A 24718-nucleotide genomic window follows, 5' to 3' on the forward strand; every position below is an offset into this window, starting at 1 on the left:
AGGAATGTTATGAGTCTGAATTTTCTTGAATTTGAACAGCCGATTGCCGAGCTGGAAGCGAAAATTGATTCGCTAACCGCAGTTAGCCGTCAAGGTGAAAAATTAGATATAAATCTGGATGAAGAAGTACAACGTTTGCGGGAAAAAAGTCTGGAATTGACTCGCAAAATCTTTTCAGATTTAGGTGCCTGGCAAATTGCTCAACTTGCCCGTCACCCACGTCGTCCTTATACGTTGGACTATATTCAGCATATTTTTACTGATTTTGAAGAGCTTGCGGGTGATCGTGCTTATGCTGATGACAAAGCAATTGTGGGTGGTCTGGCTCGTCTTGATGGGCGTCCAGTGATGGTTATTGGTCACCAAAAAGGCCGTGAAACCAAAGAAAAAATTCGCCGTAATTTCGGTATGCCGGCGCCAGAAGGGTATCGTAAGGCTTTGCGCCTGATGGAAATGGCCGAGCGCTTTAAACTGCCAATTATTACTTTCATTGATACTCCTGGCGCATATCCAGGGGTTGGTGCAGAAGAGCGCGGTCAATCTGAGGCGATTGCTCGCAACTTGCGTGAAATGTCCCGCCTGTCTGTGCCTGTTATTTGTACTGTGATTGGTGAAGGCGGCTCTGGTGGTGCATTGGCGATTGGTGTTGGTGATAAAGTGAATATGCTGCAATACAGTACTTATTCTGTTATCTCCCCAGAAGGTTGTGCTTCAATTTTGTGGAAAAGTGCGGAAAAAGCACCTTTGGCGGCAGAAGCGATGGGGATTGTCGCATCTCGTTTGAAAGAATTGGAATTGATCGATACTGTGATCTCAGAGCCATTAGGTGGCGCCCATCGTGACTATGAAGCAATCTCCGCGTCGTTGAAAGCTCAGTTGTTGGTTGATCTGGCAGAGCTTGATCATCTGACATCTGAAGAGTTAATTGACCGCCGATATCAGCGCTTAATGCAATATGGTTATTGTTGATATCTGAACTCATTGTTTGAATGAGGGATGGAAATGATTGTAACTGATAAATTTCAGCTACTTCCATCCCTTGCTGTTTCTGCTTTATTTATTTTGTATTTTTAATGAAAGTGACGGAAAGTGTTATTAACGGGCAGTGATCTTAAACTGAATAAAATAGGCGATAACGAATTTATATTATTGCACATTAGAGAACGCTTGAATCTGTAATGACAAACATTAATGAGCGACTATTTTTCACTTTGGCTAAACAGCTTGGTGAATATAAGAAAATTCTGGTTGGATTCAGTGGTGGGTTAGATTCTTCTGTTTTGCTTCATTTGCTGGTTAATTGGCGTAATCAACATAATCAGGAAATTCAACTAAGAGCAATGCATATTCACCACGGTTTAAACCTAAAAGCAGATCAATGGGTTGAACATTGCCAGCAGATCTGTGATGACTGGCAAGTGGCGTTTCATTCTGCAAGAGTCACGATAGATGCTCGTCAAAAGGGGATTGAGGCTGCGGCTCGCGAGGCTCGATATCAGGTATTCAAGCGCGAATTACAAAAAGACGAAATTTTGGTAACCGCTCAACATCTTGATGATCAGGCGGAGACTTTTTTACTGGCATTAAAGCGAGGTAGTGGTCCGGCAGGTCTTGCTTCTATGCCTTCAATCGCTGTATTTGCTGATACATTATTGTTACGTCCGTTACTTGACTATAGCCGGAATGAATTGGAAATGTATGCCAGTAAACATCGTCTGAATTGGATTGAAGACGACAGTAATCAAGATGATCGTTATGACAGAAATTTTCTGCGTTTACATATCATGCCGTTACTGAATCAACGTTGGCCGCATTTCCCTCAATCTGCTGCTCGTAGTGCAAGTTTATGTGGTGAACAAGAACAGCTTCTAGATGAATTACTGAATGAGTCTTTGAAAGAGCTGATAACCCAAGATGGTGCTTTGGGTATTTCGTCTTTGGTTGTATGTTCAGAAGCCAAACGAAATGCTTTGTTACGCCGTTGGTTTGGTTACCATGAGATGAAAATGCCTTCACGAGAACAGCTTAGCCGGCTTTGGCATGAGGTGGCTCTTGCTCGTACTGATGCTGAGCCTCGGTTACAATTTGGTAAATATGATGTACGCCGTTATAAGCAAAAACTCTGGCTGGTTCCTCAGTGTCAATCGTTGAGAGAGACTATTCTTGAGTGGGATATTTGCAATACTTTGGTATTACCGGATCGCTTAGGAGAATTGAATATTTCTGATTGCGGTATTCAAGTGAGGGTCCCGGCTGATAATGAACGAGTGACTATTCGCTTTGGTGTCCAGGGAATGATAAGTATTGTGGGGCGTCAACACTCCCGGCATAGTAAAAAATTGTGGCAAGAGCTTGGGGTCGCTCCGTGGTTTAGAGAACGAATTCCATTGCTTTATTACAACGAACAATTGATAGCAGCGTTAGGTGTTTTTGTTACCAAGGGAAGTGAAGCGGCAGAAGGAAGAGAAAAGTTAACAATTAACTGGCATAAAACGCTGTTAAAATAAAACGTTAAGCCGCCAAAGGCGGCTGTTTTCTATCAAGATTCAGAGTGTTCAATAGTAATAGTGCCAATTTTAGGGTGACTGAAACTGGCAATATGATCTAACCGCAATTCACGGGGTTTACCTTCTGTTTCAATTATCAAGTATTCAACTTTTTTTCTTAAAACCAAATCACAGGCTTTTCCTTCAATAACTTCCCCGCCCCGCAACTTTATGTGGAGATGGAGCTGATGTTGGCAAGTTGACTCAAGATTGTCGTAGTCGTCACAGTTAATTGGTTGATATTCAGTATTTATAGACATATTCGCTCACCACTATGGTTAGTGGCGGTTATTGCCGCCCGTGGTTGTTAAAAATTGTAACTCAAAAGCACTGTTAATGACTATAGCACAGGAAATCAATCGTGATTAATGAATAACTTTGGTTATTCATTCTGAACAGTAAATAAATAAAAGTCTTATTTCACAGCAAGTTCCTGACAAAAGTATTAAAATCAGCCCACGTTATTTTACTATTATTGGGTAACATCCTTAAGAAGGACAGTACTTACGCTATTAGGCTTGAATAGTCGCTATGTTCCTTGTGTTACTTATAAGATGAGAATTATAGAGTTCATTATACTGTGTGGAGATAAATGTGAATAAAAAACTTTTGACAGCGTTAGTTGCAGTGGGCGTATCTGCTTTGATGGGATGTAAAGGTAACTCAGCACAGCAAACGGGTTCACAGCCAGTAGATCAGACTTTTCATGGTACTCTTCCTTGCGCTGATTGTTCTGGTATTGATACCACACTGTTATTGGATAATGACGGTACTTATATTCTGGAACAAACTTATCTTGATACTCGTGATGGTGACCAGTCATTCTTTGAATCCGGTCTATGGGCGAAAGATGGAGAGAAAATTCACCTGACAAAATCAGATGACCAGAAATCTTATTATCTGCCGAAAGGTGAAAACCTGGTAATGCTCGATATTGAAGGCAATAAAATTGAATCATCATTCAATTATGAACTGCAACGGGTAAAACCGAAGAAACTGGCGGGTGAGTACAGTTATATGGCTGATGCTGCTTTGTTTACAGATTGTAGTACAGGTAAGCGGTATGCTGTAACGGAAAGTCTGGATTTGGAGCAAGGCTATCACCAAGTCGGTGTGGAAGGTGGAACGCCGGTTTATGTTGAAGTTGAAGGTTATTACAGCGTCCGTCCTTCAATGGAAGATGGGCAATTTGATTCCGCTTTGATTCAGACAGGTAAAATCCATTTCGATAAATCGAAATCTTGTAATATGAAGAAATAATTCTAGTTTCAGTATATATGGTGATAATGGGCAAGAAACGTAAAATGCTCTGTTGCGATATGACCATTATCACCATACTATTCAATAAATTACTGCAATAATCCTAATTAACAACCTAGTTGTTGCTTCAAGCAATCAACAACATCGTCTAGTTTCAGCATCTGTTTTTCATCACCGCGACGATGTTTATATTCTACTTCGCCATTATCAAGATTACGGTCACCAATAACGATAGTGTGTGGTACACCGATAAGCTCCATATCGGCAAACATCACGCCTGGGCGTTCTTTACGATCATCAAAAATAACATCAATACCGCTAGCGCGTAGATCGGCATACAGTTTCTCTGCAACTTCTTTAACACGGTATGACTTGTGCATATTCATTGGCAAAATAGCAACTTGGAATGGTGCAATTGCATCAGGCCAGATGATACCGCGGTCATCGTGATTTTGTTCAATCGCTGAGGCGACAATACGAGTAACACCAATACCATAACAGCCCATAGTGACTATCTGATTGTGGCCATCTTCGCCTTGCACTGTCGCTTTCATAGCATCAGAATATTTGGTGCCGAGTTGGAAGATATGACCAACTTCAATACCACGTTTGATGAGTAATGTCCCTTTACCATCTGGGCTGGCATCACCTTCAACAACATTACGGATATCAGCAACTTCTGGTAGCGGCAGATCACGCTCCCAGTTGATGCCGAAATAGTGTTTGTCATCGATATTGGCGCCTGCGCCAAAGTCACTCATTACTGCCACACTGCGGTCGATAATAACGGGTATTGGCAGATTGACAGGTCCCAATGAACCTGGGCCTGCGCCAACAATTGAGCGAATCTCTTCTTCGGTAGCAAAAGTCAGTGGGCTGGCAACTAAAGATAATTTCTCTGCTTTGATTCCATTAAGTTCGTGGTCGCCGCGAACCAGTAAGGCAATCAATTTATGACCTGCGTCTTCTGTTGCGTGAACCATCAGGGTTTTAACGGTTTTCTCAATTGGCAGATTGAATTGCTCAACCAGTTCTGCAATTGTTTTTGCATTTGGAGTTTCTACCAGATGCATCTCTTCTATTGGTGCTGCGCGATCATGAACGGGGGCAATAGCTTCGGCTAATTCAATATTAGCTGCGTAATTGGATTCAGTTGAGAAAACGATATCATCTTCTCCACTGGCTGCCAGAACCTGAAACTCATGGGAAGCACTACCACCGATGGAACCGGTGTCTGCCAGGACAGCACGAAAATCTAAACCTATACGGGTAAAAATTTTGCTGTAGGCTTCGTACATGTTGTCGTAAGTTTCTTGTAATGATACTTGGGTAGCATGGAAAGAGTAAGCGTCTTTCATTAGGAATTCACGGGAACGCATCACACCGAAACGAGGGCGAACTTCATCGCGAAATTTAGTCTGAATCTGGAATAAAGTCAGTGGTAACTGCTTATATGAGCTGACTTCATTGCGGATCAAATCGGTGATGACCTCTTCATGAGTTGGACCTAGTACAAAAGGACGATCACCTCGGTCAACAAAACGCAGTAACTCTGGACCATATTGTTCCCAACGGCCACTTTCTTGCCATAGATCTGCCGGCTGTACGACGGGCATAGATATTTCAATCGCTCCGGCATTGTTCATCTCTTCTCGAACAATTTTTTCGACTTTTTTGAGTACACGGATACCTGTAGGCATCCAATTATACAGACCTGAAGCGAGTTTACGGATCATGCCCGCACGCAGCATCAGCTTATGGCTGACAACCTCCGCATCGGCAGGAGTCTCTTTTAATGTAGAGAGCAGATATTGGCTAGTACGCATTGTTAGGTTCCATTAGAGCAGCAAATTGCTTCTGACTGGCAAAAATTTGCCAGCCAATAAAAAAACGAAAATAAGCCTTTAGTCTACCAGTGAGTTTAAGATGCCAAAAGGGTATATGCTGATTTTTAATGGGGATCTATGGAGACCACTTCGGTTAATGTGTCACAGATTCTCCAGCGTACATTAAAATCCAGTAAATGAGCTGCATATTCCCGATTTTCCTGTTCTCCTCTCCGGTAAGCAGGACGAGGATCTTGAGCCAAAACCTGACTGATAAAACGGCGTAAATTCGGGTAAATATTTTGAACTGAGATGAGCTGTTGCTCAGCGGCAGGCGAAAATATCACTTCCATATCGGTAGAAGGGGCTTGCTGTGCAAAACCTGCCACTGCATGTGGCTGACATTCAGCAAAAGGTAAATAAGGCTTAATATCAATAACAGGCGTACCATCAACTAAATCCAGGCTACCAAGTTCCAGAGTAACTTGACCTTTCTTGTATTCGATCCCTTTAAGTTCAATCAGAGACATACCAATTGGATTTGGTCGAAAAGTCGAACGGGTTGCGAATACGCCCATTTTTGCATTGCCGCCTAAACGAGGAGGACGCACCATTGGCTTCCAGCCGCCTTCTATTGTTTGATGGAAGATAAAAATAACCCACAGATGACTAAATTGTTCCAGACCACGAACTGCATCCGGTTGATTATAGGGAGGAAGAAGTAGCAGTTTCCCACCACCATCTTCAATAAGACCTGGTTGGCGGGGAACGGCAAATTTTTCTTTATAAGGGGAGTGGATAACCCCTATCTGCGTGAAATGGAAATCGGTCATTGGGTGATAAGCAGGGCTGAACCTTCACATATCGCTATCTGGTAGCATCCTTGGCCTGATAATATTTCGCATTGATGCAATAAAACAGCGTTAGCATCCAAATAAGCTGCTTTGGTTATCATCTGGTTGCGAGCCACGGTGATATTCGCTGGTGGATCTTGTAAGGAGCTGCGACATGATTGACCAGAAACAATCCCTAAATCTTTAAATGAGGCACCTAATAATTCTTCACTCTTGGTATATAGCTTTACGGATGAGGAAAAATGTTCTTTTTCGCCAGTTGATAGTTTTGTGAGTCTCATATCTGATAACTGGGAAGAGTCAGTAAATGTTGTTTGTTGCATTGAACATCCTGTTATGGACAGTGCTAACAAAGAGGCAAGTAGCCTACGCATTATAGATCCTCGAATTTTTACTGTTAGAGTTAAGCGAGTAGATCAGGTTAACAAAAAATACCGAAAACATGATGCCATAATAAATCAGGCGGACAATCTGTCCGCCTGATTATTCTAATATCGATGAGCGTAATATGAAAGATTACCAACCTTTCACAGCACCACCATTAAAGATCTTATTGGCAGCTTCATCAACTTCGTCGGATTGATATGCCTTAACGAATTTCTTAACGTTTTCAGCATCTTTATTATCTTCTCGACTAACCAGTAGGTTTACATATGGAGAATCTTTATCTTCAACGAATAAACCATCTTTTGCTGGAGTCAGGCCAATCTGGCTGGCATATGTTGTGTTGATGATTGCCAGAGCAATTTTTTGATCATCCAGTGAACGTGGTAATTGTGGAGCTTCCAGTTCGACTAGTTTTAGATTCTTAGGGTTTTCAACAATGTCTAAAACTGTTGGCAATAAACCTATGCCATCTTTCAGTTTAATTAGACCTTGTTTCTGTAACAGTAATAAAGAACGGCCTAAGTTCGTTGGATCGTTTGGTAACGCAATTTGGGAACCATCCTGTAATTCATCCAAAGATTTCATTTTTTTGGAATAACCCGCAATTGGATAAACAAAAGAGTTGCCAACTATGACCATCTTATAACCACGGTCTTTGATTTGCTGATCCATATAGGGTTTGTGCTGGTATGCATTCAGATCAATATCACCTTTACTCAGCGCTTCGTTTGGTAATACAAAATCATTAAAGGTTACTAACTCTACATCAAGACCATATTTATCTTTAGCAACTTTTTTCGCAATTTCAGCAACTTCCTGCTCTGCGCCGACGATAACGCCGACTTTAATATGGTTTGGGTCTTGTTTTTCTTGCCCACAACCCGCCAAAATTAATGAACCTAAAAGAGCGCTGATAGTTGCGATTGTTCTTAATTTAACAGACATACTTTACCCCTATAGAACACTGATTTATTAGTACCGACACAGGTACTGCTATTAAAATGATCTTATTATTTATGTGTTGTGGCCTTGACTAAACGGTCACCACTTAATTGAATTAAATAAACTAAAATAACCAGTAATACTAACACGGTATTCATTACTGTTGCATTATAGCCGATATAACCGTATTGGTAGCCAATCTGCCCTAATCCACCTGCACCTACAGCACCTCCCATTGCGGAATAACCGACTAAAGTAATGAGGGTAATTGTGGCTGCATTGAGCAAACCAGGTAATGCTTCAGGTAACAGAATTTTCTTTATAATCTGGAATGGGGTTGCTCCCATTGCTCTGGCGGCTTCAATTAGTCCCGATGGAATTTCTAATAAAGCATTTTCCACCATACGAGCAATAAATGGCGCAGCACCTATGGTTAATGGGACAATGGCAGCTTGTAAACCGATCGATGTTCCCACAATTAGTCTGGTAAAAGGAATCATCCACACCAGTAAAATAATAAATGGAATAGAACGGAAAACATTGACTACCGCTGAAAGAAAACGATAGAGCTTGCTATTTTCCATAATTTGACCGGGACGGGTGACATATAACAATACACCTATCGGCAACCCGATAATGAAGCCAAAGAAACCAGAAACAAAAGTCATTACTAGAGTTTCCCAGACGCCTTTAGCCAGTAATAAAATCATTCCTTCAGACATAACCGAGAACCTCTACTTTCACATGATGATCTTGTAAAAACTTAATCGTTGATTCAACGCTGCCATTTTCACCGTGTAATTCCGCTAGCATCACACCAAATTTTACGCCACCGGCATAGTCGATTTGAGAACTTAATATATTCATATCAATATCAAAACGACGTACAGCCATTGAAATTAGTGGAGCATCTACAGACTGACCGGTGAACTCTAATTTCAATAATGGACTAAGATCTGGTGCTGGGTGGCTTTGCATTTTTTGTACATAATCTTCAGGGATATCCAGATGCAAAGTTGACTGAATAAATGCCTGAGCGATAGGTGTTTTGGGGTGAGAGAACACTTCACTAACAATGTCTTGTTCAATCAATTGCCCGCCGCTAATAACGGCTACCTGATCACAAATACGTTTGACGACATCCATTTCATGTGTAATCAACAGAATGGTTAGCCCCAGACGGCGATTAATGTCTTTCAATAATTCCAGAATAGAACGTGTTGTTGCGGGATCTAGAGCGCTGGTTGCTTCATCACATAAAAGTACTTTAGGTGAATTAGCCAGAGCACGAGCAATAGCAACACGTTGCTTCTGTCCGCCAGAGAGATTTGCTGGATAAGCATCATGCTTATCTGTAAGACCAACAAGCTCCAATAACTCGTCTACCCGCTTTTTGATTTCGGCCTTTGGAATGTTATCTAATTCCAAAGGTAAAGCTATGTTGCCAAATACTGTTCTTGAAGACAGCAAATTGAAATGCTGGAAAATCATGCCGATACGACGACGTGCACGGGTTAAATCACCATCAGATAAGATAGTTAAATCCTGACCATCGACCAGTACTTGCCCGGAAGTTGGACGTTCAAGCATATTTACACAGCGAATCAGTGTACTTTTACCTGCGCCGGATGAGCCAATGACACCGTAAATTTGCCCTTGCGGAACATGCAGGCTGATATCTGAAAGCGCGTTAATAGAACGGGCACCCTGCTGGAATATTTTATTGATATGAGACAGTTTTATCATTTTTATTCTTATTTGTTTTTATAAAAATTTTGAAAATTGATAGCTTGAACATTTTTGAGAAAGCAAACCACCCGTTGGATCGGATGTTAAGGTGTCTAGACGTCTAAGTCAACTGTGAATAAATTAATTGCTGCATTCTCATTCATGGCTAAATCGTGCGATACTGAGGGCTTCTTAACATTCTTGGAGCAATCGGGTGACACAAGGTATTCCTGCCGTATTTTTAGATCGTGACGGAACAATAAATATCGATCATGGTTATGTACATGAAATAGATGATTTTCAATTTATCGATGGTGTCATTGAAGCCATGATTGAATTGAAAAAGATGGGGTATGCACTGGTATTAGTCACAAACCAGTCAGGTATTGCCCGTGGCATTTTCGATGAAGAGCAGTTTTTGCAACTGACGGAATGGATGGATTGGTCGCTAGCAGATCGTGGTGTGGATTTGGATGGCATCTATTATTGCCCTCATCACCCAGATGCAACTCAAGAACAATATAAGAAGAGTTGTGACTGCCGTAAACCGCAGCCGGGTATGTTGCTGGATGCGCAGAGGGAGCTTGGTATCGATATGACGGCTTCTTTTATGATTGGTGACAAAATCGAAGATATGCAAGCCGCGACGTTGGCAAAAATTGGCACTAAGGTATTAGTTCGCACAGGTAAACCCGTTAACACTGAAGCTGAACAAGCGGCTGATTTGATAATAAATAGTCTTGCAGACTTACCTAAAGCAATTAAAGGCATCAAAAAATAGGCTTTTTGTTCTTTATGTCATCATGTTGAAGAAAAAATCTTCAAATGAAAGTTTTTTTCAAATAAATGCTTGCCAGCGTCAAAGAACTCCCTATAATGCGCCACCACTGACCGACACAACGCTGATAAACATTGTGAGGTCAGGCAGAAGGAAAGCGAATAAGCGCTTGACTCTGCGGGCGAACAGCGTAGTATACGCAGCCCGGCTGAACGAGAATGTGATTTTTTGATTCAGCCTGCTCTTTAACAATTAATCAGACAATCTGTGTGGGCACTCACAAGACCGTATCACAAAAAAATACGTTTTAAAGTCTTGAAGAGTGAACAACAGTTAATTCATTACGAACTAATTAGTCAGAATTCTTTGAGCATCAAGCTTTGAATTGAAGAGTTTGATCATGGCTCAGATTGAACGCTGGCGGCAGGCCTAACACATGCAAGTCGGGCGGTAACAGGAAAGCGCTTGCGCTTTTGCTGACGAGCGGCGGACGGGTGAGTAATGTCTGGGGATCTGCCCGAGGGCGGGGGATAACCACTGGAAACGGTGGCTAATACCGCATAATGTCGCGAGACCAAAGTGGGGGACCTGAAAGGGCCTCACGCCGTCGGATGAACCCAGATGGGATTAGCTGGTAGGTAGGGTAATGGCCTACCTAGGCGACGATCCCTAGCTGGTCTGAGAGGATGACCAGCCACACTGGGACTGAGACACGGCCCAGACTCCTACGGGAGGCAGCAGTGGGGAATATTGCACAATGGGCGCAAGCCTGATGCAGCCATGCCGCGTGTATGAAGAAGGCCTTCGGGTTGTAAAGTACTTTCAGCGGGGAGGAAGGGTTGAGCCTGAACAGGGCTGGGCCTTGACGTTACCCGCAGAAGAAGCACCGGCTAACTCCGTGCCAGCAGCCGCGGTAATACGGAGGGTGCGAGCGTTAATCGGAATGACTGGGCGTAAAGCGCACGCAGGCGGTCAATTAAGTTAGATGTGAAATCCCCGGGCTCAACCTGGGAACGGCATCTAAGACTGGTTGACTGGAGTCTCGTAGAGGGGGGTAGAATTCCATGTGTAGCGGTGAAATGCGTAGAGATGTGGAGGAATACCGGTGGCGAAGGCGGCCCCCTGGACGAAGACTGACGCTCAGGTGCGAAAGCGTGGGGAGCAAACAGGATTAGATACCCTGGTAGTCCACGCTGTAAACGATGTCGATTTGGAGGTTGCGGCCTTGAGCTGTGGCTTCCGAAGCTAACGCGTTAAATCGACCGCCTGGGGAGTACGGCCGCAAGGTTAAAACTCAAATGAATTGACGGGGGCCCGCACAAGCGGTGGAGCATGTGGTTTAATTCGATGCAACGCGAAGAACCTTACCTACTCTTGACATCCTCAGAATTTGCTGGAGACAGCGAAGTGCCTTAGGGAACTGAGAGACAGGTGCTGCATGGCTGTCGTCAGCTCGTGTTGTGAAATGTTGGGTTAAGTCCCGCAACGAGCGCAACCCTTATCCTTTGTTGCCAGCACGTCGAGGTGGGAACTCAAAGGAGACTGCCGGTGATAAACCGGAGGAAGGTGGGGATGACGTCAAGTCATCATGGCCCTTACGAGTAGGGCTACACACGTGCTACAATGGCGGATACAAAGTGAAGCGACCTCGCGAGAGCAAGCGGAACACACAAAGTCTGTCGTAGTCCGGATTGGAGTCTGCAACTCGACTCCATGAAGTCGGAATCGCTAGTAATCGTAGATCAGCATGCTACGGTGAATACGTTCCCGGGCCTTGTACACACCGCCCGTCACACCATGGGAGTGGGTTGCAAAAGAAGTCGGTAGCTTAACCTTTTTGGAGGGCGCTGACCACTTTGTGGCTCATGACTGGGGTGAAGTCGTAACAAGGTAACCGTAGGGGAACCTGCGGTTGGATCACCTCCTTACCTGAGATAGGTTAAGTGCAGTGCTCACACAGATTGTCTGATGAAAGAAGAGAATAGGTTATCGTAATAGGCTTGTAGCTCAGGTGGTTAGAGCGCACCCCTGATAAGGGTGAGGTCGGTGGTTCAAGTCCACTCAGGCCTACCAACTCTACTTATCCTGGTGTCTTTCAGACGCTGCGTGACTCATGTGCTGGCGCACACTGCGTTACTCGCGTTGAAATACCCGGCGGCTAAGCGAGTTGATTGAACAGACGATGACGGTCTATTTCTGTATGGGGCTATAGCTCAGCTGGGAGAGCGCCTGCCTTGCACGCAGGAGGTCAGCGGTTCGATCCCGCTTAGCTCCACCATACTCATACTAAATGTAGTTCAGAGTATATTGGCGACAGTATGCTGCGAATTATTTTGCTCTTTAACAATCTGGAACAAGCTGAAAAATTGAAACACTCAGTAATATCGACAAGGTATTATTGGGGAGTCTCTCAAGCTGAACAATCCGAGACTTTTTCGGGTTGTGAGGTTAAGCGAATAAGCGTACACGGTGGATGCCTAGGCAGTCAGAGGCGATGAAGGACGTGCTAATCTGCGAAAAGCGTCGGTAAGCTGATATGAAGCGCCATAACCGGCGATGTCCGAATGGGGAAACCCAGTGCAATACGTTGCACTATCATTAACTGAATCCATAGGTTAATGAGGCGAACCGGGGGAACTGAAACATCTCAGTACCCCGAGGAAAAGAAATCAACCGAGATTCCCCAGTAGCGGCGAGCGAACGGGGAGCAGCCCAGAACCAGCATCAGCGATGCCATCAGAGGAACGGTCTGGAAAGGCCGGCGAGAGAGGGTGACAGCCCCGTACTCGAAGGTGGCATGGCTGTGAGTTCGACGAGTAAGGCGGGACACGAGAAATCCTGTCTGAAGATGGGGGGACCATCCTCCAAGGCTAAATACTCCTGACTGACCGATAGTGAACCAGTACCGTGAGGGAAAGGCGAAAAGAACCCCGGCGAGGGGAGTGAAAGAGAACCTGAAACCGTGTACGTACAAGCAGTGGGAGCCTTGATTCGTCAGGGTGACTGCGTACCTTTTGTATAATGGGTCAGCGACTTATATTCTGTAGCAAGGTTAACCGCATAGGGGAGCCGCAGGGAAACCGAGTCTTAACTGGGCGAAGTAGTTGCAGGGTATAGACCCGAAACCCGGTGAGCTAGCCATGGGCAGGTTGAAGGTTGGGTAACACTAACTGGAGGACCGAACCGACTAATGTTGAAAAATTAGCGGATGACCTGTGGCTGGGGGTGAAAGGCCAATCAAACCGGGAGATAGCTGGTTCTCCCCGAAAGCTATTTAGGTAGCGCCTCGTGAAGTCATCTTCGGGGGTAGAGCACTGTTTCGGCTAGGGGGCCATCCCGGCTTACCAACCCGATGCAAACTGCGAATACCGAAGAATGTTATCACGGGAGACACACGGCGGGTGCTAACGTCCGTCGTGAAGAGGGAAACAACCCAGACCGCCAGCTAAGGTCCCAAAGTCATGGTTAAGTGGGAAACGATGTGGGAAGGCCCAGACAGCCAGGATGTTGGCTTAGAAGCAGCCATCATTGAAAGAAAGCGTAATAGCTCACTGGTCGAGTCGGCCTGCGCGGAAGATGTAACGGGGCTAAACCATGCGCCGAAGCTGCGGCATTCAGAGGACAGATTTCAGACGACAGAGGACGGAATGATGTCTTGAAGGGTTTGATTAATCAGGTTCTGGATAGTAATCGTCTGTGGCTGTGAAGCCATAGCGAAAATGCTGACCGGACTGGGACGTCATCTGTAAGCTGTATTCTGACGTCTGTTCTCTGAATGGGTAGGGGAGCGTTCTGTAAGCTGTTGAAGGTGGCGCTGTGAGGCCCGCTGGAGGTATCAGAAGTGCGAATGCTGACATAAGTAACGATAAAGCGGGTGAAAAACCCGCTCGCCGGAAGACCAAGGGTTCCTGTCCAACGTTAATCGGGGCAGGGTGAGTCGACCCCTAAGGCGAGGCCGAACGGCGTAGCTGATGGGAAACAGGTTAATATTCCTGTACTGAATGTGACTGCGAAGGGGGGACGGAGAAGGCTAGGCCATCCGGGCGACGGTCGTCCCGGTTTAAGCGTGTAGGTGGGAGGAGCAGGCAAATCCGCTCTTCTGTAACACTGAGGCGTGATGACGAGCTGCTACGGCAGTGAAGTGGTTGATGCCCGGCTTCCAGGAAAAGCCTCTAAGCATCAGGTGACATTGAATCGTACCCCAAACCGACACAGGTGGTCAGGTAGAGAATACTCAGGCGCTTGAGAGAACTCGGGTGAAGGAACTAGGCAAAATGGTGCCGTAACTTCGGGAGAAGGCACGCTGGCGGTAGGTGAGGGGCTTTGCGCCCGGAGCCGAAGCCAGTCGCAGAGACCAGCTGGCTGCAACTGTTTATTAAAAACACAGCACTGTGCAAACACGTAAGTGGACGTATACGGTGTGACGCCTGCCCGGTGCTGGAAGGTTAATTGATGGGGTTAGCCGCAAGGCGAGGCTCTTGATCGAAGCCCCAGTAAACGGCGGCCGTAACTATAACGGTCCTAAGGTAGCGAAATTCCTTGTCGGGTAAGTTCCGACCTGCACGAATGGCGTAATGATGGCCAGGCTGTCTCCACCCGAGACTCAGTGAAATTGAACTCGCTGTGAAGATGCAGTGTCCCCGCGGCAAGACGGAAAGACCCCGTGAACCTTTACTATAGCTTGACACTGAACATGGAGCCTTGATGTGTAGGATAGGTGGGAGGCCTGGAAGTGCGGACGCCAGTCTGCATGGAGCCATCCTTGAAATACCACCCTTGAATGTTCGATGTTCTCACTTAAGCCCGTTATCCGGGCTGAGGACAGTGTCTGGCGGGTAGTTTGACTGGGGCGGTCTCCTCCCAAAGCGTAACGGAGGAGCACGAAGGTTGGCTAATCACGGTCGGACATCGTGAGGTTAGTGCAAAGGCATAAGCCAGCTTAACTGCGAGAGTGACGGCTCGAGCAGGTACGAAAGTAGGTCTTAGTGATCCGGTGGTTCTGAATGGAAGGGCCATCGCTCAACGGATAAAAGGTACTCCGGGGATAACAGGCTGATACCGCCCAAGAGTTCATATCGACGGCGGTGTTTGGCACCTCGATGTCGGCTCATCACATCCTGGGGCTGAAGTAGGTCCCAAGGGTATGGCTGTTCGCCATTTAAAGTGGTACGCGAGCTGGGTTTAGAACGTCGTGAGACAGTTCGGTCCCTATCTGCCGTGGGCGCAGGAAGATTGAAAGGGGCTGCTCCTAGTACGAGAGGACCGGAGTGGACGCACCGCTGGTGTACGGGTTGTCATGCCAATGGCATCGCCCGGTAGCTAAGTGCGGGAGAGATAACCGCTGAAAGCATCTAAGCGGGAAACTTGCCTTGAGATGAGTCTTCCCTTGACTTTAGTCACGGAAGGAACGTTTAAGACGAAGACGTGGATAGGCTGGGTGTGTAAGCGCAGCGATGCGTTGAGCTGACCAGTACTAATGAACCGAGCGGCTTAACCTTACAACGCCGAAGGGGTTTTGGCGTACAGAGGGCGGTTGTCAGAAGACAGCGGCCGGAAGAGAGACAGATTTCAGCTTGTTCAGAGATTGGTTCCAATGGTTGTGGTGACTTAGAGTCAGACAAGGGTTGGAATAAAACGGAATATGCCTGGCGGCGATAGCGCGGTGGTCCCACCTGACCCCATGCCGAACTCAGCAGTGAAACGCCGTAGCGCCGATGGTAGTGTGGGGTCTCCCCATGTGAGAGTAGGACACTGCCAGGCTTGACTTTAGCGTTGTGTTGCGATGAAACGCAGCATAAAGCACAAATAGCAGTGAGTAGGACAAATCTGTTGTAGATGGATTTGAGCGTCGCGAGGGGCGGCGGTCCGAAGGGTGAATGGCAAGCAAGCTGTTCGGTAAACTGCAAAAGTTGGTATGTAAGTTTTATATCGTAGCAAGCGATATAAATCACAGAGAATTCGGTGGTGCGGTAGTTCAGTTGGTTAGAATACCGGCCTGTCACGCCGGGGGTCGCGGGTTCGAGCCCCGTCCGCACCGCCACCTTAATTTGCAGAGAAACCCTGAGAGAAATCTCAGGGTTTTTTGTCGTTTATGAGTATTAAAATCAATAATTACCTTATTTTATTTGATAAAATCGGATAGTTTTTATAGTTATTCTGTATTTAAGAGGTTTTTTACGTGGTAAAAAAAACCTATGCGATAAGGTATGTCGCGGGCCAGCCTGTTGAACGTGTTTTTCCTATGTCGACTCATCAGCTTGGGAATGCATTACCTGTAGGTACTCCTTTGATCACTGGCACAAATGAGCTTAGGGTTGTTGTATGGAATATCTATAAGCAGCAGCGTCCTTCATGGAGAAAGGTTCTAAAGGAGCTAACTAACGAAAGTCAGTTGATTTTATTACAAGAAGCGCAGACAACTCCTGATTTAGTTGAATTTGCTACTTCAAATTATCTGATAGCTGATCAAGTTCCCGCATTTCTATTACCACAACACCCCTCTGGTGTAATGACGTTAGCAACTTCTCATCCTGTCTATTGTTGCCCATTGAGAGAGAAAGAGCCTCTTTTACGTTTATCTAAATCAGCTCTCATCACTGTTTATCTTTTACAGGATAATCGTCAATTAATGGTTATTAATGTACATGCGATAAATTTCAGTTTTGGTGTGGATGTGTATAGTCGCCAATTGAATAATATTGGTGCTCATGTTCGTTTACATAATGGTCCAGTAATTATGGCTGGTGATTTTAATGCGTGGAGTAAGCAACGATTAAATGCTTTGAAACGTTTTACCAGATATTTACACCTTGAAGAGGTATCTTTTACTGATGACTATCGGACAATCGCGTTTGGTAAGCCTTTGGATTTTATTTTTTATCGAGAGTTAAATATTGCTGATGCTATTGTGGTACCTACTGATGCTTCCGATCATAACCCTCTTGTTGTAAATTTTCATTAATTCTTTGTTATAAGAATATATTGGTCTATTTATAATGAATTAAATTCTTATTTAATTCATTATAAATGAATATTATTTTATAACTAAAAAAATATTATATCATTGTTGATTTATTGTAACTATTTATTATATATTGCGATGAATTTATATTTCAAAAATAAGATTTATTTTAATTAATATGTAAAATTGATATTTAAATAAATATCAAATATATCTTTTATGAATAAATTAAAATAAATGCCAGAGTAATCTGGCATTTATGAGTAAAAATTATTTGTTTATCTGATGTGTTTGAAAAATATTTTTCTTTATACTAAAGAAATAGGTGACTGATAATAAGATTACCCATACGATTCCCACAATTAATGCAATACGGGTTTTCTCGAAATAGCCTAGTAATACAATAACAAATACCATAAAGATAATAGTTAATGCAGGTGCTATTGGCCACATAGGAACGGGGAATTTCAGGGTTTTAACTTCTTCTTTGCTCATTTTGCAGCGCATAGCAACTTGAGAAAGTAGGATCATCAACCATACCCATACAGTAGCAAATGTTGCGATAGAGGCAATGATAACGAAAATCTCTTCTGGAATCAGATAGTTGAGTATGACTCCAATTAACAAAACTGCTGACATAACGATTACAGTCATCCAAGGTACGCCATTACGACTCAACTTGGTGAATGATTTAGGCGCTTGCCCTTCTTGTGCCATGCCATACATCATACGGCCAGCACCAAAAATATCGCTATTGATCGCTGAAATTGCCGCAGTTATTACCACGATATTGAGAATATTGGCAGCAGAATTGATACCTAAGCTAGAAAAAATCTGTACGAATGGGCTACCTTCTTGACCGATCTGATTCCACGGATAGATACACATTAAAATAAACAGAGTCAGTACATAGAACAGTAGAATACGGAAAGGGACAGCATTGATTGCTTTTGGAATCGTTTTTTCGGGGTTTTTGGCTTCGCTGGCAGTAATACCAATGACTTCAATACCCCCAAAAGCAAACATTACAATGGCGAGTGAAGCTATCACGCCACTGATGCCATTAGGCATAAAACCGCCATATTCCCACAAACTGGCAATGCCGGTTGCATGATCTGTTTCTTGGCCGAATCCATAGATCATGATAGTCATGCCGCCGATAATCATAGCGATAATTGCAGTGACTTTCACAATCGAAAGCCAGAATTCCATTTCACCGAAAATTTTTACATGGCAAAGATTAATTGCGCCAATAAAGCAGACAATGCTTAACACCCAGATCCATTGTTCCACATGGGGGAACCAGAGTTTCATATAGAAACCGAATGCAGTAACGTCAGCCAGGCAAACGATCAGCATTTCGAATACATAATTCCATCCGGTTAGAAATCCGGCTAAAGGGCCGAGATAATGGCTGGCATAGTGTGAAAAAGAACCGGATACTGGATGGTGAACAGCCATTTCGCCTAATGCACGCATCACCATAAATACGGCAGCACCGCCGATTAAATAGGCGAGTAATACGGCTGGTCCAGCTTGCTGAATAGCTGCTGCCGAGCCATAGAACAGCCCTGTGCCTATCGCGGAGCCTAATGCCATAAAGCGGATGTGCCGCCCGGTTAGACCCCGTTTCAGCTGAGTTTCATTATTCTGCATTATTTATTCCTGTCACTTTCTCAGTGCTAGATATATTTTAAGCACACAATGCCTCGACAAGTCGCACGTTAGCCAAGCGAAGCAAACCCCGTACCTTACCATAAAGATTGATGTTCGCGGGATAGATATCTGCAATAATGCGCCCTTGCCTAATGAAACCAGAGATTTTTATGTTTTACCCGATTAACGAAGTATTCCAGACATTGCAGGGAGAAGGTTTTTTTGCCGGAGTCCCGGCAATTTTTATTCGTCTGCAAGGGTGTCCGGTTGGTTGTAGCTGGTGTGATACTAAACACACTTGGGAGAAAGAAGCGGAAAAGCAACGGACATTGGAAACAATTTTGCTGAAGACGAGTGAAAGCAATGAATGGAGTGAAGCATCTCCTAAGCAAATTGCAGCGCTGTTTGTTCAACAGAAATATACCGCACGTCATGTTGTTATTACTGGTGGTGAGCCTTGCCTTTATAATCTTATACCTCTGATCGAAGAGTTAGAAAGCCTTGGCTACCAATGTCAGATAGAAACCAGTGGTACGTATCATGTTAAATGTTCTGATACTACTTGGGTGACAGTTTCACCAAAAGTTAACATGCGTGGTGGGTACCAAGTATTGCAGCAGGCTTTGCTAAGGGCTAATGAAATAAAATATCCGGTTGCTAGGGAAAGAGATATTGAAGCATTGGATGAGTTATTAGCGACATTGGATGACAACTCATCGCGTATTATTGCACTGCAACCTATTAGCCAGAAAGAAGACGCTACTCGTTTATGTATTGAAACCTGTATTGCCCGTAATTGGCGGTTTTCTATGCAAACACATAAATATTTGAATATCGCCTGAGAAAAGCTTACTGCACTGGAGGTTTCCTGGTGCAGTAAGTTGTTTCACTTACCGCGGAAAATAGCTCCCGCATTACAGGTTTCTTTCACCATAACGGCACTGAGTTGTGGAATTGTTGGTTTAACTTTATCCCAAATCCAGGCAGCTAATACTTCGCTGGTTGGATTTTCCAGTCCGGGGATATCATTCAGGTAATGGTGATCTAGCTGTTCCCAAATGGGTTTGAATAGGGCTTTTAAATCGGCAAAGTCCATAATCCAGCCACTATGAGGATCGACCTCCCCGGTAATTTCCAGTCGTACCATAAATGAGTGCCCATGCAGGCGACCGCATTTATGACCTTCTGGGACATGTGGCAGACGGTGGGCGGCTTCAAACTGAAAATCTTTAAAAATCGTTGTGCTCATAGTGGTTCTCCCTGACTTCAAAAAACCCGCTATTCTACCCGATCTTCTGAATTAAACCTGACTTTTTCATTTTTTTGCAACCGCTCTTATTAACTGTTTTATAGATATATTAAATCTGTAAATATGGTTAGGCGTTTTGGTTATTTGATATTGCGATAGTTTCTTTAAATAGTAACAAGTCGCTGAGATAACCTTACAAACCATCCCTATTTATTTTATTTACTAAAAATAACGGACATTGGTAATCGTAAAGGGCAGCACAGGACAATGAGCATAAAACCACCTTCAATTTCACTTCTTCCGGTTTCACCTGAACAGCTAGCGCGTTTGCAGTCGGCAATTGGGGATTTTTCACCGACTCAATTAGCCTGGCTGTCTGGTTATTTTTGGGGAATGGTAAATCAGCAACCACAAGTTCAGGTTGTGGCTCCGGCAGTTCCGGCGCAGGAGACGATTACATTAATTTCAGCTTCACAAACTGGTAATGCTCGTCGTTTGGCTGAACAACTCCGTGATGATTTGTCGGCAGAAAAACTCAATGTCAATTTGGTCAATGCCGGTGATTATAAATTCAAACAAATTGCTCAAGAGAAGGCGCTGATAATTATTGCTTCTACTCAAGGTGAAGGAGAACCTGCTGAGGAAGCGGTTGCATTATATAAATATCTCTATTCTAAAAAGGCCCCGAAGCTGGATGGTACGGCATTTGCGGTTTTTGGTTTGGGTGATACCTCTTATGAGCGCTTCTGCCAGGCCGGAAAAGATTTCGATAATCGTCTGAATGAGTTAGGTGCTCAACGGCTTCTGGAGCGTGTAGATGGTGATGTGGAATATCAACAGGTTGCGGCTCAGTGGCGTCAACAATTAACTGGAGTCCTGAAACAGCGTATTCCGGCCGGGACAGGGACTGTGATTGTTTCTGCACAGAACAGATCGGTAAATGAAATTTTCTCAACTTCTTATACTAAACAGGCGCCATTGACTGCTGCTTTAGCTACCCGTCAGAAAATAACGGGACGTGGTTCTGATAAAGATGTTCGCCATATTGAAATTGATCTGGGTGATTCAGGACTGCGTTATCAGCCAGGTGATGCTCTGGGCGTCTGGTTTGAAAATGATCCGGAGCTGGTGGATGAAGTGTTGAATTTGCTCTGGTTGAAAGGAACAGAACAGATTGAGGTTAATGGTCAGAAATTGCCATTAAGGGAAGCACTGATCGGTCATGTTGAGTTAACTCAAAATACCAGTGTGATTGTGGAAAAATACGCTGTTCTTGCGAAAGATGAAAAATTACTTTCTTTGATTGCTGATAAACAAGCATTACAGCAATACGCTCACAATAAACCGATCGCCGATATGATAAGAGAAGCTGCTTCTCAACCGGAGGCTCAGCAATTTATTGATTTGCTACGGCCTTTAACACCAAGGCTCTATTCAATTTCTTCTTCTCAGGCGGAAGTGGAAAATGAAGTTCATCTTACCGTTGGTGTGGTTCGTTATGAAATTGACGGACGGGTCCGCACCGGTGGCGCATCTGGCTATCTAGCCGATCGCTTACAGGAAAATGGCGATATTCGTATTTTTATTGAGCATAACGATAATTTTCGTCTGCCTGCCGATCCACGCACGCCTGTCATCATGATTGGGCCGGGAACCGGAATTGCGCCATTTCGGGCATTTATGCAGCAAAGGGAGGCTGATGGCGCAGAAGGGAAAAATTGGTTGTTCTTTGGTAATCCACATTTTACGGAAGATTTTCTCTATCAAGTGGAGTGGCAGCGTTATGTCAAAGATGGCCTGTTAACCCGTATTGATCTGGCATGGTCCCGTGATCAGCAGCATAAAATTTATGTTCAAGACAAACTGCGTGAGCAAGGTGAAGAAGTGTGGCGTTGGATAGAAGAAGGAGCACATCTGTACGTGTGTGGTGATGCAAACCGCATGGCGAAAGATGTGGAACATGCGTTGCTGGATATTATTTCTGAGCATGGCGGCATGGATACCGAACAGGCAGATGAATTTTTAAGTGAACTGCGTCTTGAGCGCCGTTATCAGAGGGATGTGTACTAATGAACAATAAACAACATGGTCCTTTGATTGTTGAAGGTAAACTGGCTGACAGTGAGCGTATGAAGCGGGAAAGTAACTTCCTGCGAGGTACGATTAGCGAAGATTTAACTAATGGTTTAACGGGGGGTTTTGCAGGGGACAATTTCCTGTTGATTCGTTTTCATGGCATGTATCAGCAGGATGATCGTGATATCCGAGCCGAACGTACAGAGCAAAAATTGGAGCCACGTCATGCAATGATGTTGCGCTGTCGTCTGCCGGGTGGCGTGATTACTCCACAGCAATGGTTAGGTATTGATAAGTTTGCTGCGGAAAATACCCTTTATGGCAGTATCCGTTTGACGAACCGACAGACATTTCAATTTCATGGCATTCTAAAAGGAAATGTAAAACCTGCGCATCAATTGCTGAATCAGGTTGGACTGGATTCACTTGCGACGGCAAATGACGTTAACCGGAATGTACTTTGTACCTCGAATCCTATTCAATCAGAATTACATCAGCAAGCTTACGAATGGGCGAAGAAAATCTCAGAGCATTTACTGCCACGTACCCGAGCTTATGCTGAACTCTGGTTAGATGAGGAGAAAATCGCAACGACCGATGAAGAGCCGATTCTTGGGCCGACTTATTTGCCGCGTAAGTTCAAAACCACGGTGGTTATTCCTCCACAAAATGATGTTGATCTACATGCTAACGATCTGAACTTTGTTGCCATTTCAGAAGGTAACAAGCTGGTGGGTTTTAACGTGCTGGTGGGTGGTGGTTTGGCGATGACTCATGGCGATAAAAATACTTACCCACGTATGGCGAGTGAGTTTGGTTATATTCCCCTTGAGCATACGTTGGCGATTGCGGAAGCTGTGGTGACAACTCAGCGTGACTGGGGCAATCGGACTGAGCGTAAGAACGCCAAAACCAAATATACCTTGGAGCGGGTGGGTGTTGATACTTTTAAAGAAGAGGTGGAGAGACGCGCTGGCGTGAAATTTGAGGCCATCCGGCCTTATGAATTTACTGGTCGTGGAGATCAAATTGGCTGGCTGAAAGGTATCGATGATAAATGGCATTTGACGCTGTTTATTGAGAATGGTCGCCTTTTGGACTATCCAGATAGACCGCTGAAAAGTGGCATTGCTGAAATTGCAAAAATACATCAAGGGGATTTTCGCCTGACGGCCAATCAGAACTTAATCATTGCTGGTGTTCCTGAAAGTGAGAAACAACGCATTGAAACTATTGCCCGTCAGCATGGGTTGATTGATGACAAAACCACAATTCAGCGTGAAAACTCAATGGCTTGTGTCTCTTTCCCAACTTGCCCATTGGCAATGGCTGAGGCTGAACGCTTCTTACCTGAGTTTGTCACTCACGTTGAACAACTGATGAATAAACATGGTATTGGCGATGAACATATTGTTTTGCGGGTGACGGGTTGCCCGAATGGCTGTGGCAGAGCGATGTTAGCGGAAGTTGGGTTAGTCGGCAAAGCGCTTGATCGTTATAACCTTCATCTTGGTGGTAATCGGATTGGCACCCGTATTCCACGCATGTATAAAGAAAATATCAGCTCACAAGAGATTTTATCTATTATGGATGAACTTATTGAGCGTTGGGCGACAGGGAGGCAGCCAAATGAAGGTTTTGGCGATTTCCTGATCCGCATGGATATTATCAAGCCGGTCTTGGATTCAGCCCGTGATTTTTATGATTGGCAGGAGGCGGTATGAGCCAATTCAACTTATCTCAATTCGCTGGAGTGACTGCTGAACAGCAAGAGCAATCGCTGGCTGAGATTAATCTTCGGCTTGAAATGATGGATGCTGATCAGAGGGTAAACTGGGCATTAGAAAATTTGCCAGGTGAATTTGTTCTTTCCTCCAGTTTTGGTATTCAGGCGGCGGTATGCCTTCATTTAGTGACACAAGAATATCCTGATATTCCGGTCATTCTTACTGATACCGGTTATCTATTCCCTGAAACTTATCAATTCATCGATAAACTCACAACGCAGTTGAAACTGAATCTGCAAATATTCAGTGCTGAATATTCTCCGGCCTGGCAGGAAGCTCGCTATGGGAAATTGTGGGAACAAGGCGTAGCGGGAATAGAACGTTACAATCAGATTAATAAAGTTGAACCAATGAATCGAGCTTTGAAAAGTTTAAATGTACAAAGTTGGTTTGCTGGTTTACGCCGTCAGCAATCTGAAAGTCGATCAAAATTACCGGTTCTGGCTGTACAGCGGGGAGTATTTAAGATTTTGCCGATTATCGACTGGGATAACCGGCGTGTGCATCAATATCTGACAAAACATGGCTTGGAATATCATCCATTATGGGAACAAGGTTATCTTTCTGTTGGTGACATCCATACAACCCAAAAATGGGAACCGGGCATGAGTGAAGAACAAACCCGTTTCTTTGGCTTGAAACGAGAATGTGGGTTACATGAAAATTAA

Annotated in this window: 18 protein-coding genes, 3 tRNA genes and 3 rRNA genes; 15 read left to right on the forward strand and 9 right to left on the reverse strand. The window is 44.4% G+C overall.

The features are described 5' to 3' along the window. The first annotated feature begins 9 nt into the window (after nt 1-9). Together accA and tilS are read left to right on the forward strand one after the other, a co-directional pair. Nucleotides 10-969: an acetyl-CoA carboxylase carboxyl transferase subunit alpha gene (gene accA, locus B0X70_RS03870; RefSeq protein WP_036812094.1), complete on the forward strand. Its 960-nt coding sequence runs from the start codon at nt 10-12 to the stop codon at nt 967-969. 209 nt (nt 970-1178) lie between these two features. Then, nucleotides 1179-2507 carry a tRNA lysidine(34) synthetase TilS gene (gene tilS, locus B0X70_RS03875; RefSeq protein ID WP_046397440.1) on the forward strand — a complete coding sequence of 443 codons (1329 nt, stop codon included), beginning with the start codon at nt 1179-1181 and terminating at the stop codon, nt 2505-2507. A gap of 32 nt (nt 2508-2539) precedes the next feature. Here the strand turns inward: tilS and rof are convergent, their stop codons facing one another. Continuing rightward, entirely contained in the window at nt 2540-2806 is a 267-nt protein-coding gene (gene rof, locus B0X70_RS03880; RefSeq protein WP_036781226.1) for a Rho-binding antiterminator, read from the reverse strand. A 334-nt stretch (nt 2807-3140) separates the two neighbouring features. Here rof and nlpE point away from each other — a divergent pair, with 334 nt between their 5' ends. Beyond that, nucleotides 3141-3806 (forward strand): envelope stress response activation lipoprotein NlpE, encoded by a 666-nt coding sequence (gene nlpE / locus B0X70_RS03885; protein WP_105395282.1) that lies wholly within the window; start codon nt 3141-3143, stop codon nt 3804-3806. A 107-nt stretch (nt 3807-3913) separates the two neighbouring features. On the opposite strand, the gene proS is transcribed toward nlpE, so the two are convergent. The 6 genes from proS to metN form a co-directional block, all read right to left on the reverse strand. After that, nucleotides 3914-5632: a proline--tRNA ligase gene (gene proS / locus B0X70_RS03890; RefSeq protein ID WP_217470922.1), complete on the reverse strand. Its 1719-nt coding sequence runs from the start codon at nt 5630-5632 to the stop codon at nt 3914-3916. Nucleotides 5633-5757: 125 nt separating this feature from the next. Then, nucleotides 5758-6465, reverse strand: a complete 708-nt coding sequence (gene tsaA / locus B0X70_RS03895) for a tRNA (N6-threonylcarbamoyladenosine(37)-N6)-methyltransferase TrmO (protein ID WP_036812087.1) — start codon at nt 6463-6465, stop codon at nt 5758-5760. Continuing rightward, the gene (rcsF, locus tag B0X70_RS03900) at nt 6462-6809 is read right to left on the reverse strand and encodes an envelope stress sensor lipoprotein RcsF (RefSeq protein WP_418889052.1); all 348 of its coding nucleotides are present in this window, start codon (nt 6807-6809) and stop codon (nt 6462-6464) included. The genes tsaA and rcsF overlap by 4 nt, the downstream gene beginning before the upstream one ends. A gap of 193 nt (nt 6810-7002) precedes the next feature. Continuing rightward, nucleotides 7003-7818 (reverse strand): MetQ/NlpA family lipoprotein, encoded by an 816-nt coding sequence (locus B0X70_RS03905; protein ID WP_217470924.1) that lies wholly within the window; start codon nt 7816-7818, stop codon nt 7003-7005. A 65-nt stretch (nt 7819-7883) separates the two neighbouring features. After that, nucleotides 7884-8537 (reverse strand): methionine ABC transporter permease MetI, encoded by a 654-nt coding sequence (locus B0X70_RS03910; protein ID WP_040154155.1) that lies wholly within the window; start codon nt 8535-8537, stop codon nt 7884-7886. Next, the gene (gene metN / locus B0X70_RS03915; RefSeq protein ID WP_046397443.1) at nt 8530-9561 is read right to left on the reverse strand and encodes a methionine ABC transporter ATP-binding protein MetN; all 1032 of its coding nucleotides are present in this window, start codon (nt 9559-9561) and stop codon (nt 8530-8532) included. Before metN ends, B0X70_RS03910 begins: the two co-directional genes overlap by 8 nt. Nucleotides 9562-9757: 196 nt before the next feature. On the opposite strand from metN, the gene gmhB reads away from it, so the two are divergent. The 8 genes from gmhB to B0X70_RS03955 all read left to right on the forward strand — a co-directional run bounded on the left by gmhB (nt 9758) and on the right by B0X70_RS03955 (nt 17282). Next, complete coding sequence (gmhB, locus tag B0X70_RS03920) at nt 9758-10324, forward strand: D-glycero-beta-D-manno-heptose 1,7-bisphosphate 7-phosphatase (protein ID WP_217470925.1); 567 nt, start codon at nt 9758-9760, stop codon at nt 10322-10324. A gap of 379 nt (nt 10325-10703) precedes the next feature. Continuing rightward, nucleotides 10704-12249: ribosomal RNA gene (locus tag B0X70_RS03925) — 16S ribosomal RNA — on the forward strand. Between the two features lie 68 nt (nt 12250-12317). Then, nucleotides 12318-12394: transfer RNA gene (locus B0X70_RS03930), tRNA-Ile, on the forward strand. A 129-nt stretch (nt 12395-12523) separates the two neighbouring features. After that, nucleotides 12524-12599, forward strand: a tRNA-Ala gene (locus B0X70_RS03935). A 168-nt stretch (nt 12600-12767) separates the two neighbouring features. Continuing rightward, a 23S ribosomal RNA gene (locus B0X70_RS03940) occupies nt 12768-15819 on the forward strand. Nucleotides 15820-15965: 146 nt separating this feature from the next. Beyond that, nucleotides 15966-16081, forward strand: a 5S ribosomal RNA gene (rrf, locus tag B0X70_RS03945). Together the 16S, 23S and 5S rRNA genes with 3 tRNA genes alongside form the textbook arrangement of a ribosomal RNA operon. Nucleotides 16082-16284: 203 nt before the next feature. After that, nucleotides 16285-16361 (forward strand) — tRNA-Asp (locus tag B0X70_RS03950). A 138-nt stretch (nt 16362-16499) separates the two neighbouring features. After that, nucleotides 16500-17282 (forward strand): endonuclease/exonuclease/phosphatase family protein, encoded by a 783-nt coding sequence (locus tag B0X70_RS03955; RefSeq protein ID WP_217470926.1) that lies wholly within the window; start codon nt 16500-16502, stop codon nt 17280-17282. Nucleotides 17283-17552: 270 nt separating this feature from the next. Here the strand turns inward: B0X70_RS03955 and B0X70_RS03960 are convergent, their stop codons facing one another. Then, nucleotides 17553-18938 carry an L-histidine transporter HutT gene (locus B0X70_RS03960; protein WP_036808484.1) on the reverse strand — a complete coding sequence of 462 codons (1386 nt, stop codon included), beginning with the start codon at nt 18936-18938 and terminating at the stop codon, nt 17553-17555. Between the two features lie 170 nt (nt 18939-19108). Here B0X70_RS03960 and queE point away from each other — a divergent pair, with 170 nt between their 5' ends. Continuing rightward, nucleotides 19109-19780, forward strand: a complete 672-nt coding sequence (gene queE / locus B0X70_RS03965; protein ID WP_036808583.1) for a 7-carboxy-7-deazaguanine synthase QueE — start codon at nt 19109-19111, stop codon at nt 19778-19780. A 44-nt stretch (nt 19781-19824) separates the two neighbouring features. Here the strand turns inward: queE and queD are convergent, their stop codons facing one another. Next, the gene (queD, locus tag B0X70_RS03970; protein ID WP_036808482.1) at nt 19825-20187 is read right to left on the reverse strand and encodes a 6-carboxytetrahydropterin synthase QueD; all 363 of its coding nucleotides are present in this window, start codon (nt 20185-20187) and stop codon (nt 19825-19827) included. 267 nt (nt 20188-20454) lie between these two features. Here queD and cysJ point away from each other — a divergent pair, with 267 nt between their 5' ends. Genes cysJ through B0X70_RS03985 form a run of 3 tightly spaced genes read left to right on the forward strand, consistent with a single transcriptional unit; the run spans nt 20455 to nt 24718 of the window. Beyond that, nucleotides 20455-22257 carry an NADPH-dependent assimilatory sulfite reductase flavoprotein subunit gene (gene cysJ, locus B0X70_RS03975; protein ID WP_040151620.1) on the forward strand — a complete coding sequence of 601 codons (1803 nt, stop codon included), beginning with the start codon at nt 20455-20457 and terminating at the stop codon, nt 22255-22257. Beyond that, on the forward strand, nt 22257-23987 hold the full coding sequence (cysI, locus tag B0X70_RS03980; protein WP_217470927.1) for an assimilatory sulfite reductase (NADPH) hemoprotein subunit: 1731 nt from the start codon (nt 22257-22259) through the stop codon (nt 23985-23987). Before cysJ ends, cysI begins: the two co-directional genes overlap by 1 nt. Continuing rightward, the gene (locus B0X70_RS03985) at nt 23984-24718 is read left to right on the forward strand and encodes a phosphoadenylyl-sulfate reductase (RefSeq protein WP_036778047.1); all 735 of its coding nucleotides are present in this window, start codon (nt 23984-23986) and stop codon (nt 24716-24718) included. The genes cysI and B0X70_RS03985 overlap by 4 nt, the downstream gene beginning before the upstream one ends.

Source organism: Photorhabdus akhurstii (assembly GCF_019090985.1).
Taxonomy (GTDB): Bacteria; Pseudomonadota; Gammaproteobacteria; order Enterobacterales; family Enterobacteriaceae; genus Photorhabdus; species Photorhabdus akhurstii.

Coding starts and splice junctions, on each gene's coding strand:
- accA (WP_036812094.1), top strand. CDS start 10: ATGAGTCTGAATTTTCTTGAATTTGAACAGCCGATTGCCGAGCTGGAA.
- tilS (WP_046397440.1), top strand. CDS start 1,179: ATGACAAACATTAATGAGCGACTATTTTTCACTTTGGCTAAACAGCTT.
- rof (WP_036781226.1), bottom strand. CDS start 2,806: ATGTCTATAAATACTGAATATCAACCAATTAACTGTGACGACTACGAC.
- B0X70_RS03910 (WP_040154155.1), bottom strand. CDS start 8,537: ATGTCTGAAGGAATGATTTTATTACTGGCTAAAGGCGTCTGGGAAACT.
- cysJ (WP_040151620.1), top strand. CDS start 20,455: ATGAGCATAAAACCACCTTCAATTTCACTTCTTCCGGTTTCACCTGAA.
- metN (WP_046397443.1), bottom strand. CDS start 9,561: ATGATAAAACTGTCTCATATCAATAAAATATTCCAGCAGGGTGCCCGT.
- queD (WP_036808482.1), bottom strand. CDS start 20,187: ATGAGCACAACGATTTTTAAAGATTTTCAGTTTGAAGCCGCCCACCGT.
- B0X70_RS03985 (WP_036778047.1), top strand. CDS start 23,984: ATGAGCCAATTCAACTTATCTCAATTCGCTGGAGTGACTGCTGAACAG.
- B0X70_RS03960 (WP_036808484.1), bottom strand. CDS start 18,938: ATGCAGAATAATGAAACTCAGCTGAAACGGGGTCTAACCGGGCGGCAC.
- queE (WP_036808583.1), top strand. CDS start 19,109: ATGTTTTACCCGATTAACGAAGTATTCCAGACATTGCAGGGAGAAGGT.
- B0X70_RS03905 (WP_217470924.1), bottom strand. CDS start 7,818: ATGTCTGTTAAATTAAGAACAATCGCAACTATCAGCGCTCTTTTAGGT.
- proS (WP_217470922.1), bottom strand. CDS start 5,632: ATGCGTACTAGCCAATATCTGCTCTCTACATTAAAAGAGACTCCTGCC.
- rcsF (WP_418889052.1), bottom strand. CDS start 6,809: ATGCAACAAACAACATTTACTGACTCTTCCCAGTTATCAGATATGAGA.
- tsaA (WP_036812087.1), bottom strand. CDS start 6,465: ATGACCGATTTCCATTTCACGCAGATAGGGGTTATCCACTCCCCTTAT.
- cysI (WP_217470927.1), top strand. CDS start 22,257: ATGAACAATAAACAACATGGTCCTTTGATTGTTGAAGGTAAACTGGCT.